Here is a 14055-nt window from a genome sequence, read left to right on the forward strand (position 1 = left end):
ACCAACTACTTCACCTTCAACCACTTTCTCTTGGTATAAGATTTTGAAGCTGTCGTTCTTACGAATATCTAACGCAAAGTCGATATCCCAACCGAAGATGCCGGCCAGTTCCATAATTTGGTTTGCGGTTAAACCTGCGCTGACGCCAGCGTTCCAGAAGTTAGAGGTGATGTTGGCTTCGGCATAATTGTATTGGTATACCACTTCTTTTTTGTCGAAACTTGATGAGAAAGAATCGCCAGATTTAGTGATCTTGAAGCTTTCAAACGCACTAAGTTGTCGTTTTAACTGAATAAGGTCGTTGTTTTCATCAAAGCCGAACTGCAAGACATCACCAGGTCTTAGGTTAGACAGCTGCTTCTTAATATCATTATTGGTATTGAGTAGCGTGATCAGCAGACGGTATGAGAGGCCAATACGTTCAAATAAAACAGAGGTGCTTTCGCCAGAGCGAACGGTGTATTTCTCCCAATTGAGCACTGCCGTCGGTGGAGCGTCACTTGAGCTAATAAGTGCAGAGGCATTGATAGTCAGTGGGTAATGTTTTCCCACAACTAAAGCGCCCGAATCGTCACGCAAACTGTTGACGTCGGGGAGTAAGAAAATCGCGACGAAAATTATGGCACTAAAAAATGCGATAAAAGCCCGGTGCAAAATAGGAAGGCGTGCAAAAATAGACAACATGTTCCGGTTCGTTCTGTAAATATTATGAAAATCGACGACGGAATAGTGTAACTGGTTTCAAAATACATCGCTATTCAAGTAAGATGTCTAATTAATGTATTTTTGCCAAATCTGTGGGAGTGAACAAGAATGGCGAGTATTGAAGCTGCACTAGCCGAGATCAAACGTGGCGTAGAAGAACTGATTCCAGAAGACGAACTGATTGCAAAACTAAAAGAAGGTCGTCCTTTACGCATTAAGCTGGGTGCCGATCCAACAGCTCCAGATATCCACCTAGGCCATACGGTTATCTTTAACAAGCTTCGTGCTTTCCAAGAGCTTGGTCATGAAGTGACATTCCTTATCGGTGATTTCACTGCAATGGTTGGTGACCCATCAGGTAAAAACTCAACACGTCCACCGCTAAGCCGCGAAGACGTATTGAAGAATGCTGAAACTTACAAAGAGCAAGTATTCAAGATTCTAGATCCTGCGAAGACGCAAATTCGTTTCAACTCTGAATGGCTATCTGAGCTTGGCGCTGAAGGCATGATTCGTCTTGCTTCTAACCAAACTGTTGCTCGTATGCTTGAGCGTGATGACTTCAAAAAGCGTTACGCTGGTGGTCAACCGATCGCAATCCACGAATTCATGTACCCACTTCTACAAGGTCACGACTCTGTTGCACTAGAGAGCGACGTTGAGCTTGGCGGTACTGACCAGAAGTTTAACCTTCTAATGGGTCGTGAACTGCAAAAAGCAGCAGGTCAAAAACCACAAGCGGTACTAATGATGCCACTACTTGTTGGTCTAGACGGTGTTAAGAAGATGTCTAAGTCTGCGCATAACTACATCGGTATTAGCGAAGCACCAAGCGAGATGTTTGGTAAGATCATGTCTATCTCTGACGATCTAATGTGGAGCTACTACGAGCTGCTGTCTTTCCGTCCTCTTGAAGAAGTTGCGGAACTGAAAGCTGGCGTTGATGCAGGTAAGAACCCGCGTGACGTTAAAGTGCTTCTTGCTAAAGAGATCATCGCTCGTTTCCACAGTGAAGCAGGTGCTGAAGCCGCTGAGCAAGAGTTCGTTAACCGTTTTGCTAAGAACCAAGTTCCTGATGAAATGCCGGAGTTTGAATTCGAAGCAGGCCTGCCAATTGCGAACGTTCTAAAAGAAGCGGGTCTTGTAAACTCGACTTCTGATGCGATGCGTATGATCAAGCAAGGCGCTGCTAAGCTTGAAGGCGAGAAGATTGAAGACAGCAAATTCGTGCCTGAAGCAGGTACTGCCGTTTACCAAGTAGGTAAGCGTAAGTTTGCTCGTATTACTATTAAGTAATAATGCACATCAATAATTGAACCAAAGGCATCCACGGATGCCTTTTTTATTGACCCCTATTTATTGACAGGAATTTGACGAAGTTTTTGAACGGCTATTGCTACACTATGCGCGCTGTCATATTGACAGTAATTCTGGAGATTTTTATGAACAATACCGACCATCCTCCTAGTTTGAATGGAGAAGAATAACCTGTCTCGGTATTGATCTATTGTCCTGCCGTTCAGGTAGGGTATCTTTGTTTTCCCCCGCATTCTTTTCCACACACTAGATTCTAACAAGTAGACACATCAGTAGCTTTCAGCTCTTGGTGCGCTTAGCTGTACGCTCTTGGTGTATTAGCTATAGGCTATTTGTTTTGATGGTCGTTACCTTTGCCAATCGGGAGATTCGCCATGACGGTAATGAACAACACTTTTTTATCTATTGAAGCTCTGTACTCAGAGCAAGACATCCAAGCTGTATCGAATGCATTTCAACAGTACGGACGTGAACAACAAATTAATCTTTTGAATCGAATGCCGCTCGAAGATGCGGTGCTAGTGCTGGGGCAATGCTCTTTGAGTACGATTCAGACTTTACTTAGTGAGCTAGAAGAGCAGGGCTTTGAGAAGCGCTCTCGACATCTAGCTCACCAACTAGGGCTGATCTATTCAGAGGTTGAGCCTCAACAGGGGTACCTTTCTACAGGTGTATTAAGCCATGTTAGACAGCGTATCGGTTGGATTATTGCGCTGGCACTGCTAGGTATCGTTTCTGGTCTTATCATCGCTCAGTACGAAGATATCCTAAGCCAGTTGGTACTGCTGGCTATCTATATGCCAGTTATCGCTGCAGCGGGAGGTAACACGGGAACACAAGCCGCTACTTTGGTGATTAGAGCCTTAGCCACAGGTGAATTGAAAAAACGTCAGTGGGCCAATGTTCTATGGAAAGAGTTTAGAGTGGCTATTTGTTTAGCACTGGCGATTGCCGCGGTAATGATTGGACGTATCTTGCTGTTCAGTGAGAACCAATCCACTGGTGGCTATGACATTAATATGATTGCCTTTGCAATCGCTGTTGCTCTGTTTATTCAGGTGACAATATCGACGGTTCTTGGCGGCGGGTTGCCTATCGTGGCTCGTTTGTTCAAGTTGGACCCTGCAGTGCTAGTGAGCCCAGTATTGGCCTCAATAGTAGACATCTCGGGGATGTGGATCTATTTCACGGTCGTGAATGCGTTTTTAGGCATCGCCTAGCGCTTATTAAATAGTAACAGCACTTCGAAAATAAAAATGGCGCTGAAGATTTAAGATCTTCAGCGCCATTTTTTATTGTGTAGTAAAAAGCTTAAAACAAGCTGTTAGTTATTTGGACTGGCTCTGTGTTTGACTGTATTCAATCACATCTTTATAAAAAGCACGTTCAAACTGCGTAATCGGTGCTTCTACTGGTTTGTCCGGGTCTTGCTCTTCAGGGAAGTAGTCACGAACAAATTGTACGAATAGCGAGCTTGGCTTCCCAGACTCATCTAAGCCATATCCCGCCATATTGTAGGTTCCGTACAAAGAACCACTCTTAGCTATGATATTGCTTTGAATCGGCGCTTTCCTCATGCTTGGACGGTACTTGAGCGTTCCATTTACACCTGATGTAGGCATAGCCTCAATTAGGTTGAGCTGTTGATCGTTTTCCCAGATATAACGAAGCACTTGAGCCATGGTCTGTGACCTCATTCGGTTATTTCTAGATAGCCCTGAACCATCGACGAGCTGCGCTTTACTGAGGTCAATATTAGCCTTGGTCAGCAATATCTGCTTTATCGCTTCAGTACCGTTATTGAAACTGCCTGGTTGAACATAAAATGTGGCTCCTAGCGTTTTAGTTAGATTATCTGCGATAAGGTTATCCGACTTCTTGAGCATGATATCGAGCAGTTCAGGAAGCTTTTCTGAGTTGTGACTAGCGACTAACGTGGTTTTGTCTGCTTTCTCTTTTTTACCAATAATCACATCACCTTTTACTTCTATTTTCAGTTCTTTGAGAAGCGATGCAACAACTTGATAGGTGTAAAGTTCTGGATTTTGAATGGCGAACTTAAGTGGCAGTGGCTTTTTGCGCTCAACCAAGCAACCAGAGAGCTTGTAAGCGTTATCTGGTGTGGTGATGAGTTCCAAGTCGCATTGTGTAGCCTTCTGCCCAGAGCGAGTTACCGTGGCAGCGGTGGTCGTCACGTCTATCGGATAGTGAGCGGGAATATAAACGCGAGTGCTGCCATTACCTTTTGTATAAATAGAGGCTTGTGCGCAGTTGCTGTCTAAGGTCATCGCGCTAGAGGGCGCGCTGTAACAAACGCCTAGAATGTCCCAAGGCCAACCCACCGCTCGTTGATAGCCCGTATAAGCCGAGTTATCGAGGTATAAGTTGCCTTTGATGGTTTTAGATTGCGACTTAGCGTATTGAGCCAAAAGGCTTTTTAGATGTTCTCGTTGTAGCGTTGGGTCACCGCTGAATGAGATCACAACATCTTCATTAGAACGAGCTATGTTGGTCGTGTAGTGAAAGTCATCCCCCAATTCCAACTTGGCTGCCAAAGCCGTAACCAGTTTTAAAGTGCTGGCTGGTGGATAAAAGCCATCAGTGTCGGTATTCATTCCATTTGAATTACCACTCAATGATTGCAGTATTAAGCTTGTACTACTGCCATCGGGCAGTTTATCAAGAGGGGCATATGCGAAAGCGGTAAGTGAGTAACTACCAAGTGATAAGCTACATAGAACTAGAGTGGATAGAAGGCGCATAGAAGATTTCTTGGATGGCTGATGTTTTCAAGTATACAGATATAAAAAACGCCCGCTAGGTAGCGGGCGTTTTGATTCTCAATTAACTAATTAATCAATTAGGTAATCAGAATTAGAAGTCGTAACGTAGACCTAGAGCGATTTCGTCTTCAGCGTCTGCAGAGCTTGCTTTGCCGTTTTTCACTAGGTTTGTTGTACCGATCTTGTCGCCTTCAGAGATTAGGTTGAAGTTGTACGAGATGTAAGTACGGAAGTTAGGCTTGAAGTAATAAGTTGCATCAATTGCAACGTTATCTGCAGAAGTTTCACCGTCAGTTTCTGCGTTGTTGTACGTTAGAGTAAACGCTGTCTTATCTAGCGTGTATGCAGTTGCAAATTCGTAACCTGTGTAGTCTACAGATTTGTTGCTGTACTCAAAAACGTTACCTTGTGCATCTTCAAAAACTGCTTGTTTTTCACCATCAGTAAATACACCAGCGAAGTAGAAGTTGCTCATGCGGTAAGATGCAGAAAGCATGTATTCATTAGATTGATCTTGGTCTGCGTAACCAGCACCTAGCTTAACGCCAGAATCACCGATTGCGTAGATAGCAGATAGAGAGTAGCCATCTTTACCGTTGTCGTTGAACTCACCGCTAGTTTCAGAACGGTCAGCAAAGCGGTAGCTTGCTTTTAGGCCTAGGTCTTGGAATTGGCCTTTGTAAGAAAGCATGTTGTCAGAACGGTCAGCTACTGCGATTTTGTCTGCAGCAGAGTTACCGTGGTAAGACATGATATCGGTAAAGTCAGTGATAACGCCTAGCGCTCCGTCGTTTTTACCGTAAGTTACTTCACCGAATGTACCGCCTAGACCTGCGTACGTGTAACGGTTAGTGATGTCGCCGTCGTTGTTATCAGTAGAGCCGCCGTTTTCAGCAGTTGTGAATTCGCCTTCGTAGAAACCAACACCATATAGGCCGTCTTGGATTTCAACTTTACCTAGGAAGTTAAGACGTACACGTGTTTTGTCTTCAGCTTTGCCATCTTTCATAGATAGACGAGCTTCAGCACGACCACCGATTTCTAGAGAAGTGCCGTTTGAGCTGTATACAGATGTACCTTCGATACCACCAGCTTGTTTACCGTCCGCTGCCACTGCGTTAGTAGCAAGAGCTGCAGCAGATACAGCAAGCGCGATCATAGTCTTGTTCATGTTATTATTTCCTAATTACTGTCCATAGAAGTTTTATCAAGGATTTGAACCCTTTTGTGTATTGCCTGTATTAATCAGGCTTCATAATCATGATTAGAACAGAAGTCTGAAAAATGCCAGTGCAATCCATGGGTTACTTTTTACCTCTAAAGTTCCATGGTCAGTTAGTAAAATGATATAAAACTAAAAAATGAACACTGTTTTATTATATCTCTTGTTGATTAAGTGTTTGTTTTAAAGTGATTTTTATAAAAGTGTGATCTGTGTTTATTTTGTTTGTTTTTTGTTTTTTTAGGTATTTAATTCTCAACTTATTGATGGGGAGGTTATTATTCATTTTTGTGATGTCTGTAATTTAGACCTAGATAAAGCTTTTATAACGCAAAGTGGAATAAAGGTGATTTAGCCATAAAGTTTGTTTACACTAAGCCAAATCGTTTTGTTTCTATCACCCAATAAATACGTTGGGTGTATTTATGTTGGCCAAAGAAAGCTTTGGCATAGAGGTAAAAAATGGAAAAGGTTCCAATGACAGTACGTGGCGCTCAGCAGCTACGTGACGAATTAGATCGCCTACTTAAGCTACGCCCTGTTATCTCAGCAGCTATTGGTGAAGCACGTGAACTAGGTGACCTGAAAGAGAATGCTGAATACCACGCCGCTCGTGAAGAGCAGGGTATTTGTGAAGCTCAGATCCGTGATATTGAATATAAGCTATCACTGGCTCAGATCATCGATGTAACGCAAATGGATAATACGGGCAAGATTATCTTTGGTACGACAGTGACACTGATTGATGTGGATACCGATGATGAGTTCCGCTACCAAATCGTTTCAGAAGACGAAGCAGACATCAAAACGGGTCGCATTTCTGTGAAATCGCCAATTGCTCGCGGTCTTATCGGTAAAATGGAAGGCGACGAAGTCATGATCTCTACCCCTGGTGGTGACAAAGACTTCGAAATCGACAAAGTAGAATATATCTAATTGAATTTTCTTTGTTTCTGATAAGTAAAAAGGTCGCTAAATGCGACCTTTTTCGTTTCTCACGCTACACTAAAAGATAAGCGCTGTGGCTTCCTATTAGTGAAGTTAGCTTATATCAAACTCGCTTATTTACGTGGAATCTCGATTTTACGTGCTTCTGACTGGCGGAACAGTACTAGAACTTTACCGATAGTCTGTACTTTCTCAGCTTTAGTTTCACGTACAATTGCATCGATAATCAGTTGCTTAGTATCACGGTCTTCTGATGCAACTTTAATCTTGATCAGTTCGTGGTGGTCTAGAGCTAATTCGATTTCCGCTAGAACAGCTTCAGTAAGTCCATTTGCGCCCATTAGCACAACAGGTTTTAAACTGTGAGCTAGGCCCTTTAGATGCTGCTTTTGTTTGGTACTTAGGTTCATTACGCGGCCAATTTTCTTTACTATTAGGGTTGAAAAAACCTATTTTAACGCCATCTAAAGCTGAAGACTATAATTTATTCAGCAATTAGTACTTTCCTCCAATTTAGGTATCCAATGAGCAAACAGAAACACTCGGCCAGTTCAGGCCGTTGGTTGAAGGAACACTTCGACGACAAGTACGCAAATGAAGCAAGAAAGAAAGGCTATCGTTCACGTGCTTATTTCAAAATGGAAGAGATTCAAACGAAAGATAAATTGCTGTCTCCTGGGATGACCATTGTGGATTTGGGTGCAGCACCTGGCGGTTGGTCTCAATATGCTGCTAAGATTGTTGGAGACAACGGACAAATCATTGCGTGTGACTTGTTACCAATGGATCCGATTGCTGGTGTTAGCTTTTTACAAGGCGATTTCCGCGAAGAAGCTGTGCTAGATGCCTTGTTGGAACGTATACAACCAAACATGGTTGATGTCGTGATGTCAGATATGGCACCTAATATAGCAGGCAACAATTCTGTGGATCAGCCAAGAGCTATGTATTTAGTTGAATTAGCTTTGGATATGTGTCGACAAGTTCTAGCTACCAATGGTAGTTTTGTTGTAAAAGTATTCCAAGGCGAAGGGTTTGACCAATACGTTAAGGACGTCCGCGAGATGTTTAAAACAGTAAAAGTTAGAAAACCCGACTCTTCTCGAGCTCGATCTCGTGAAGTGTTTATCGTAGCCACTGGTTACAAAGGTTAACGATTCTCTTCCAAGAGTGAGAGTTAACAACATGGCTACAGGTTACAAACTGTAGTACCCTACCTTTAATTACAATTAGTTATCGAGAGGCTTACACCTTGAGTGACATGGCAAAAAATTTAATTCTGTGGCTTGTTATCGCGGTAGTGTTGATGTCGGTATTCCAGAGCTTCGGCCCTGGGGAAAGTAACGGCAGAGCAGTAGATTACACCACGTTTGTACAGGAAGTTGGCCAAGGCCAGATTCAAGACGCACAGTTCAATAACAGCGAAATCACTTTCACACGTCGTGGTGGTGGTTCTAAGTATGTAACTTACATGCCTGTTTATGATCAAAAGCTACTTGATGACTTAATTAATCAAAACGTAAAAGTTCAGGGTACACCACCTGAAGAGCAGAGCCTGCTTGGCACTATCTTCATCTCATGGTTCCCAATGATCTTACTGATTGGTGTATGGATTTTCTTCATGCGTCAAATGCAAGGCGGCGGCGGCGGTAAAGGCGCGATGTCTTTCGGTAAGAGTAAAGCTCGAATGATGAGCGAAGAACAAATCAAAACCATGTTTGCTGATGTTGCCGGTTGTGACGAAGCAAAAGAAGACGTGAAAGAGCTTGTGGACTACCTTCGTGACCCAAGCCGCTTCCAAAAGCTAGGTGGTAAGATCCCGACAGGTATCCTGTTGGTTGGTCCTCCTGGTACGGGTAAAACATTGCTTGCAAAAGCGATTGCCGGTGAAGCGAAAGTACCGTTCTTTACTATCTCTGGTTCTGACTTCGTTGAAATGTTTGTTGGTGTTGGTGCATCTCGTGTGCGTGACATGTTCGAACAAGCGAAGAAAGCGGCACCTTGTATCATCTTTATCGATGAAATTGATGCTGTAGGTCGTCAACGTGGCGCTGGTGTTGGTGGTGGTCACGATGAACGTGAACAAACACTGAACCAAATGTTGGTTGAGATGGATGGTTTCGAAGGTAACGAAGGTATTATCGTTATCGCTGCGACTAACCGTCCAGACGTACTAGACCCTGCATTACTTCGTCCTGGTCGTTTTGACCGTCAAGTTGTGGTTGGTCTACCGGATGTACGTGGTCGTGAACAGATTCTTAAAGTACACATGCGTAAAGTGCCACTATCAGGTGATGTTGAACCGTCGCTGATCGCTCGTGGTACTCCAGGCTTCTCTGGTGCAGATCTTGCGAACCTTGTGAACGAAGCGGCGCTATTTGCTGCTCGTGGTAACAAGCGCAATGTATCTATGGTTGAGTTTGAACTTGCGAAAGACAAAATTATGATGGGTGCAGAGCGCCGTTCAATGGTTATGTCTGAAGAAGTGAAAGAGTCAACGGCTTACCACGAAGCGGGTCACGCAATTGTTGGTCGTTTGGTACCTGAACACGATCCAGTGTACAAGGTGTCAATCATTCCACGTGGTCGTGCGCTTGGTGTAACTATGTACCTACCTGAGCAAGACCGCGTAAGCATGTCTCGCCAACATCTAGAATCAATGATCTCTAGTTTGTACGGTGGTCGTCTTGCTGAAGAACTTATTTACGGTAAAGACAAAGTGTCAACTGGTGCGTCTAACGATATCGAACGTGCAACTGATATTGCTCGTAAGATGGTTACGCAGTGGGGCTTCTCTGAGAAATTGGGTCCTCTTCTTTACGCAGAAGAAGAAGGTGAAGTTTTCCTAGGTCGCGGCATGAGCCAAGCTAAGCACGTTTCTGATGACACGACTAAGCTTATCGATGAAGAGATTCGTATCCTTATCGACCGTAACTACGATAGAGCTAAGAAGATTCTTGAAGATAACATGGATATCATGCATTCGATGAAAGACGCTCTAATGAAGTTCGAAACGATCGATGCAGGTCAAATTGATGACTTGATGGAGCGTAAGCAAGAGATTCGTGATCCAGCTGGTTGGGGTGATCAGGTAAAAGCTGAACCTACAAAGGAAGAAGCAAAACCTGAAGCTAAGGCAGAAGAAGCTAAAGCGGAACCTAAAGCTGAAGAGTCAAAAGTTGAAGAAGTTAAATCTGAATCAGATGATGCTCAAAACAAAGATTCTTAATCGCTAAACTATCAATTAAAACCCTGAGTACGCTCAGGGTTTTTCTGTTTATAGCCTATGGTGTTTTTCCCTTTAAGATCGGCCTTCCATGATATTAAAAGCAAAGAATAAAACTCTCGTGTTAGATCGCCCACATGTGATGGGCATCCTCAATGTCACCCCTGACTCTTTCTCTGACGGTGGGAAATTTAACTCACTTGATAATGCCTTACAGCAAGCTGAACGCATGGTTCAAGCGGGCGTTAGCATTATCGATATTGGTGGTGAGTCAACTCGACCTGGCGCTCCTGATGTTTCGTTAGAAGAGGAGCTTGCCCGTGTCATTCCTGCTATTAAAGCCATTCGTGCCAAGTTTGATGTGTGGATCTCGATAGATACCAGTAAAGCGGAAGTGATGCGCCAAGCTGTTGAAGCGGGCGCTGATTTGATCAATGATGTGCGCGCTTTGCAAGAGCCTGGAGCATTACAAGTCGCCGCTGATGCTAATGTTCCGATTTGTCTGATGCACATGAAAGGTCAGCCGAGAACCATGCAAGCTAACCCAAGTTATGATGATGTTCTTCAGGATGTAGAAGCATTCTTGCAAGAAAGGGTAGAAGCGTGTGAGGCGGTGGGTATTTCAAAAGATCAGCTGATCCTTGACCCTGGCTTTGGCTTTGGGAAAACCATCGAACACAATTATCACCTACTAGCGCATCTTGAAAAGTTTCATTCGTTAGGCTTACCTGTTTTAGCGGGGATGTCGAGAAAATCGATGATCTTTAAATTGCTAGACAAGGTTCCGGCCGATTGCATGGTCGCAAGCGTCACTTGCGCGACGATTGCCGCGATGAAAGGCGCACAAATTATTCGCGTTCATGATGTCGAGGAGACACTGGAAGCGATGAAAATAATCGAAGTGATGAACAACAATCACTAAATATAATTAAGGAAAATCACTATGTCTGATAAAAGACGTTATTTCGGCACAGATGGTGTGCGTGGCAAAGTAGGCCAGTACCCGATTACACCTGATTTTGTTCTGAAGCTTGGCTGGGCTGCGGGTCGTGTTCTTGCGAAGCAAGGCACAAAGAAAGTCATCATTGGTAAAGATACTCGTATCTCTGGTTACATGCTTGAGTCAGCGCTAGAAGCTGGCCTTGCTGCTGCTGGTCTTCAGGCTACGTTTACTGGCCCAATGCCAACACCTGCTGTGGCTTACCTAACTCAAACCTTCCGCGCTGAAGCCGGTATTGTTATCTCTGCATCACACAACCCATACTACGATAACGGTATCAAGTTCTTCTCTTCTGAGGGAACAAAACTGCCGGACGATATCGAGTTGGCAATTGAAGCAGAGTTGGATAAAGACATCGAATGTGTTGATTCTTCAGAGCTAGGTAAAGCAGTACGTTTGAACGATGCGGCTGGCCGTTACATCGAGTTCTGTAAAAGTACGTTCCCACATAAAATGACATTAGCTGGCATGAAGATCGTTATCGATTGTGCACATGGTGCGACTTACCACATTGCGCCTGCTGTATTTAAAGAACTGGGTGCTGAGGTCGTTGCGATTGGTGTTGAGCCAAACGGTACTAACATCAACCACGAAGTCGGTGCGACGGATGTACGTGCTCTGCAAGCAAAAGTGCTTGAAGAAAAAGCGGCATTAGGTCTTGGCTTTGATGGTGATGGTGACCGTATCATCATGGTTGACGAGCTAGGCAACAAAGTTGATGGCGACCAAATCGCTTACATTATTGCTCGTGATGCACTGCGTCGCGGTGAGTTGAAAGGCGGCGTTGTTGGTACACTAATGACCAACCTGGGTATGGAAAACGGCCTTAAGCAGTTAGGTATTCCGTTTGTACGTGCTGCTGTTGGTGACCGTTACGTAATGGAACAGCTTCTTGCTAAAGGCTGGAAGATCGGCGCTGAAAACTCGGGGCACGTTATCCTACTAGATAAAGTGACGACGGGTGATGCTATCGTTGCTGCTCTGCAAGTTTTGGCTTCAGTTGTTGATAGCGAAATGACACTGAATGAGTTGTCTCAGGGCATGACGTTGTACCCTCAAGTTCTAGAAAACGTTCGTTTCAGCGGAGATTCAAACCCACTAGAAGCCGAAGCGGTAAAAGCAGCGGTTGTTGAAGTAGAAGCAGAGCTTGGCGAGAAAGGCCGTGTACTATTACGCAAGTCTGGTACCGAGCCACTACTGCGTGTCATGGTTGAAGGCGAAGATGCAGAGCTTGTTCAAGCATCAGCGCTTAAGATTGCAGATGCAGTAAAAGCAAACTGCTAATTTAACCTTTTACTTAGCTGGCGCAGCGAATAGCGCTTGTGATTAGAAGTGGTTGACTTATATCACGGTCAAAAGATATAACGGTCAAAAGAGACATAAATGAGTTTTGTGTCGCTTTTGACCTTTTTTTGACCATTCACTTGGTAAAGGCTTATTTTTTAGCAAATTCTCCTTGTCAGCCATCGTCGCATTCGCTAGTATTGCTCGGCCTTCAGTTAGGAGGTCGCTAGCCTTGTTCTTAAAAATAGTTTTTTGAACGGCGCTGGCTCAACAATTAGGAACATAGGTGGAAAAATGTTTACAGTTCTACTTGTGATTTACCTGTTGGCAGCGCTTGGTGTAATTGGCCTAGTGTTGATTCAACAAGGTAAAGGCGCAGATATGGGAGCCTCTTTCGGTGCTGGCGCTTCAAACACTGTGTTTGGTGCTGGTGGCTCAGGAAATTTCCTTACCCGAATGACTGCAATTTTTGCAACTACATTTTTTATCCTTAGCTTAGTGCTTGGTAATATGTCTACACATAAAACTGAGTCACAATGGATTGACCCGACCCAAGGTCAGGTGATTCAACAAGCTGATGATGCAGTGAGTGAAGTTCCGGCGCAAGGCGACGAAATTCCACAATAATCTGTAAAGATTTGATGCCGAGATGGTGAAATTGGTAGACACGCTAGCATGAGGTGCTAGTGCCTTAGGGTGTGAGGGTTCGAGTCCCTCTCTCGGCACCATGTTTACAAACTTGTAAAACATCTTGTTGGGCGTATAATGCTCGCAAGTCGGACGCGGGATGGAGCAGTTTGGTAGCTCGTCGGGCTCATAACCCGAAGGTCGTCGGTTCAAATCCGGCTCCCGCAACCAATTTCAATGCTATTATATAGCTTGTATTGGTAGCAAGTTTGCACAGTGTGAACCTCACTGTGAGTTAGGTGCGATATCGAATGTGATGGCACTTAACATATAAGGGTCCAGCAACAAAAACCCCGGCTTATACGGGGTTTTTTGTTATCTAAGCATTTGTAAATGTATTTAGATAATGTTTGCTTGGAATTTAAATTGGGCTTTGAGCCCTTTTTTTGTTTCTGGAGTGGTTAAATGACTGGTTTAGAAAGACAACTTACTGAAATGCTTGACGCTCCAGTAGCAGCATCAGGTTATGAGTTAGTTGGATTAGAATTTATTCGTGCTGGTGAGCACTCAACGCTACGTATTTACATCGATTCACCAAACGGTATCAATGTAGATGATTGCGCTGAAGTTAGCCACCAAGTAAGTGCCGTAATGGACGTTGAAGATCCAATTTCAGTGGCTTATAACCTTGAAGTGTCTTCACCAGGTTTAGAAAGACCACTGTTCAAAGCAGAGCATTACCAACAATTTATTGGTCACGAGGTAAGCATCGTTTTGAAAATGGCTGTCGGCAACCGTCGTAAATGGAAAGGTGATATCCAATCTATCGAAGGCGAGACAGTGAAAGTATTGGTTGAAGGACAAGAAGAAGAATTCGTCCTGAGCAATATTGCGAAAGCTAACCTGATCCCTAAATTTTAGTTCTCCTAGAGAGAAGAGCTTA

General features: G+C 44.0%; 13 protein-coding genes and 2 tRNA genes. 11 read left to right on the top strand and 4 right to left on the bottom strand.

What is annotated here, in order from left to right; translation table 11 throughout:
* Positions 1–684: OapA N-terminal domain-containing protein (locus A136_RS15280; RefSeq protein WP_017063270.1), on the bottom strand; the 684-nt coding region annotated here is incomplete at its 3' end.
* 129 nt (positions 685–813) lie between these two features.
* On the opposite strand from A136_RS15280, the gene tyrS reads away from it, so the two are divergent.
* Together tyrS and A136_RS15290 are read left to right on the top strand one after the other, a co-directional pair.
* A complete protein-coding gene (gene tyrS, locus A136_RS15285) occupies positions 814–2001 on the top strand; it encodes a tyrosine--tRNA ligase (protein WP_017063271.1) in 1188 nt (395 codons plus the stop codon).
* Positions 2002–2396: 395 nt separating this feature from the next.
* Positions 2397–3242, top strand: a complete 846-nt coding sequence (locus tag A136_RS15290) for a magnesium transporter (RefSeq protein WP_017063272.1) — start codon at positions 2397–2399, stop codon at positions 3240–3242.
* Between the two features lie 108 nt (positions 3243–3350).
* Here the strand turns inward: A136_RS15290 and dacB are convergent, their stop codons facing one another.
* On the bottom strand, positions 3351–4784 hold the full coding sequence (gene dacB, locus A136_RS15295) for a serine-type D-Ala-D-Ala carboxypeptidase (protein WP_017063273.1): 1434 nt from the start codon (positions 4782–4784) through the stop codon (positions 3351–3353).
* A gap of 112 nt (positions 4785–4896) precedes the next feature.
* Positions 4897–5976 carry a porin gene (locus A136_RS15300; RefSeq protein WP_017063274.1) on the bottom strand — a complete coding sequence of 360 codons (1080 nt, stop codon included), beginning with the start codon at positions 5974–5976 and terminating at the stop codon, positions 4897–4899.
* Between the two features lie 513 nt (positions 5977–6489).
* Between A136_RS15300 and greA the strand changes: the two genes are divergently transcribed.
* Complete coding sequence (gene greA / locus A136_RS15305; protein ID WP_017059397.1) at positions 6490–6963, top strand: transcription elongation factor GreA; 474 nt, start codon at positions 6490–6492, stop codon at positions 6961–6963.
* 125 nt (positions 6964–7088) lie between these two features.
* Here greA and yhbY read toward each other — a convergent pair whose 3' ends face one another.
* Positions 7089–7385, bottom strand: a complete 297-nt coding sequence (gene yhbY, locus A136_RS15310; RefSeq protein ID WP_017063275.1) for a ribosome assembly RNA-binding protein YhbY — start codon at positions 7383–7385, stop codon at positions 7089–7091.
* A 114-nt stretch (positions 7386–7499) separates the two neighbouring features.
* Between yhbY and rlmE the strand changes: the two genes are divergently transcribed.
* The 8 genes from rlmE (at position 7500) to rimP (ending at position 14033) form a co-directional block, all read left to right on the top strand.
* Positions 7500–8129, top strand: a complete 630-nt coding sequence (rlmE, locus tag A136_RS15315; protein WP_017059396.1) for a 23S rRNA (uridine(2552)-2'-O)-methyltransferase RlmE — start codon at positions 7500–7502, stop codon at positions 8127–8129.
* Between the two features lie 107 nt (positions 8130–8236).
* Positions 8237–10204: an ATP-dependent zinc metalloprotease FtsH gene (ftsH, locus tag A136_RS15320; RefSeq protein ID WP_017059395.1), complete on the top strand. Its 1968-nt coding sequence runs from the start codon at positions 8237–8239 to the stop codon at positions 10202–10204.
* Between the two features lie 88 nt (positions 10205–10292).
* Positions 10293–11123, top strand: coding sequence for a dihydropteroate synthase (gene folP, locus A136_RS15325; RefSeq protein ID WP_017063276.1), 831 nt, complete (start codon positions 10293–10295; stop codon positions 11121–11123).
* A 21-nt stretch (positions 11124–11144) separates the two neighbouring features.
* Positions 11145–12485 carry a phosphoglucosamine mutase gene (gene glmM / locus A136_RS15330; RefSeq protein WP_017059393.1) on the top strand — a complete coding sequence of 447 codons (1341 nt, stop codon included), beginning with the start codon at positions 11145–11147 and terminating at the stop codon, positions 12483–12485.
* 294 nt (positions 12486–12779) lie between these two features.
* Positions 12780–13112 carry a preprotein translocase subunit SecG gene (gene secG / locus A136_RS15335; RefSeq protein ID WP_017059392.1) on the top strand — a complete coding sequence of 111 codons (333 nt, stop codon included), beginning with the start codon at positions 12780–12782 and terminating at the stop codon, positions 13110–13112.
* Positions 13113–13128: 16 nt separating this feature from the next.
* Positions 13129–13213: transfer RNA gene (locus tag A136_RS15340), tRNA-Leu, on the top strand.
* Between the two features lie 53 nt (positions 13214–13266).
* Positions 13267–13343 (top strand) — tRNA-Met (locus A136_RS15345).
* A gap of 234 nt (positions 13344–13577) precedes the next feature.
* A complete protein-coding gene (gene rimP / locus A136_RS15350; protein WP_004738265.1) occupies positions 13578–14033 on the top strand; it encodes a ribosome maturation factor RimP in 456 nt (151 codons plus the stop codon).
* Positions 14034–14055 lie beyond the last annotated feature (22 nt).

The sequence above is a fragment of the Vibrio crassostreae 9ZC13 genome (genome assembly GCF_000272045.2).
GTDB classification, from domain to species: domain Bacteria; phylum Pseudomonadota; class Gammaproteobacteria; order Enterobacterales; family Vibrionaceae; genus Vibrio; species Vibrio crassostreae_C.

Bases quoted from the DNA above. Each gene is read 5' to 3' on its own strand.
- ftsH (WP_017059395.1), top strand. From the start codon at position 8,237: ATGGCAAAAAATTTAATTCTGTGGCTTGTTATCGCGGTAGTGTTGATG.
- secG (WP_017059392.1), top strand. From the start codon at position 12,780: ATGTTTACAGTTCTACTTGTGATTTACCTGTTGGCAGCGCTTGGTGTA.
- A136_RS15290 (WP_017063272.1), top strand. From the start codon at position 2,397: ATGACGGTAATGAACAACACTTTTTTATCTATTGAAGCTCTGTACTCA.
- folP (WP_017063276.1), top strand. From the start codon at position 10,293: ATGATATTAAAAGCAAAGAATAAAACTCTCGTGTTAGATCGCCCACAT.
- tyrS (WP_017063271.1), top strand. From the start codon at position 814: ATGGCGAGTATTGAAGCTGCACTAGCCGAGATCAAACGTGGCGTAGAA.
- rlmE (WP_017059396.1), top strand. From the start codon at position 7,500: ATGAGCAAACAGAAACACTCGGCCAGTTCAGGCCGTTGGTTGAAGGAA.
- glmM (WP_017059393.1), top strand. From the start codon at position 11,145: ATGTCTGATAAAAGACGTTATTTCGGCACAGATGGTGTGCGTGGCAAA.
- yhbY (WP_017063275.1), bottom strand. From the start codon at position 7,385: ATGAACCTAAGTACCAAACAAAAGCAGCATCTAAAGGGCCTAGCTCAC.
- rimP (WP_004738265.1), top strand. From the start codon at position 13,578: ATGACTGGTTTAGAAAGACAACTTACTGAAATGCTTGACGCTCCAGTA.
- A136_RS15300 (WP_017063274.1), bottom strand. From the start codon at position 5,976: ATGAACAAGACTATGATCGCGCTTGCTGTATCTGCTGCAGCTCTTGCT.
- dacB (WP_017063273.1), bottom strand. From the start codon at position 4,784: ATGCGCCTTCTATCCACTCTAGTTCTATGTAGCTTATCACTTGGTAGT.
- greA (WP_017059397.1), top strand. From the start codon at position 6,490: ATGGAAAAGGTTCCAATGACAGTACGTGGCGCTCAGCAGCTACGTGAC.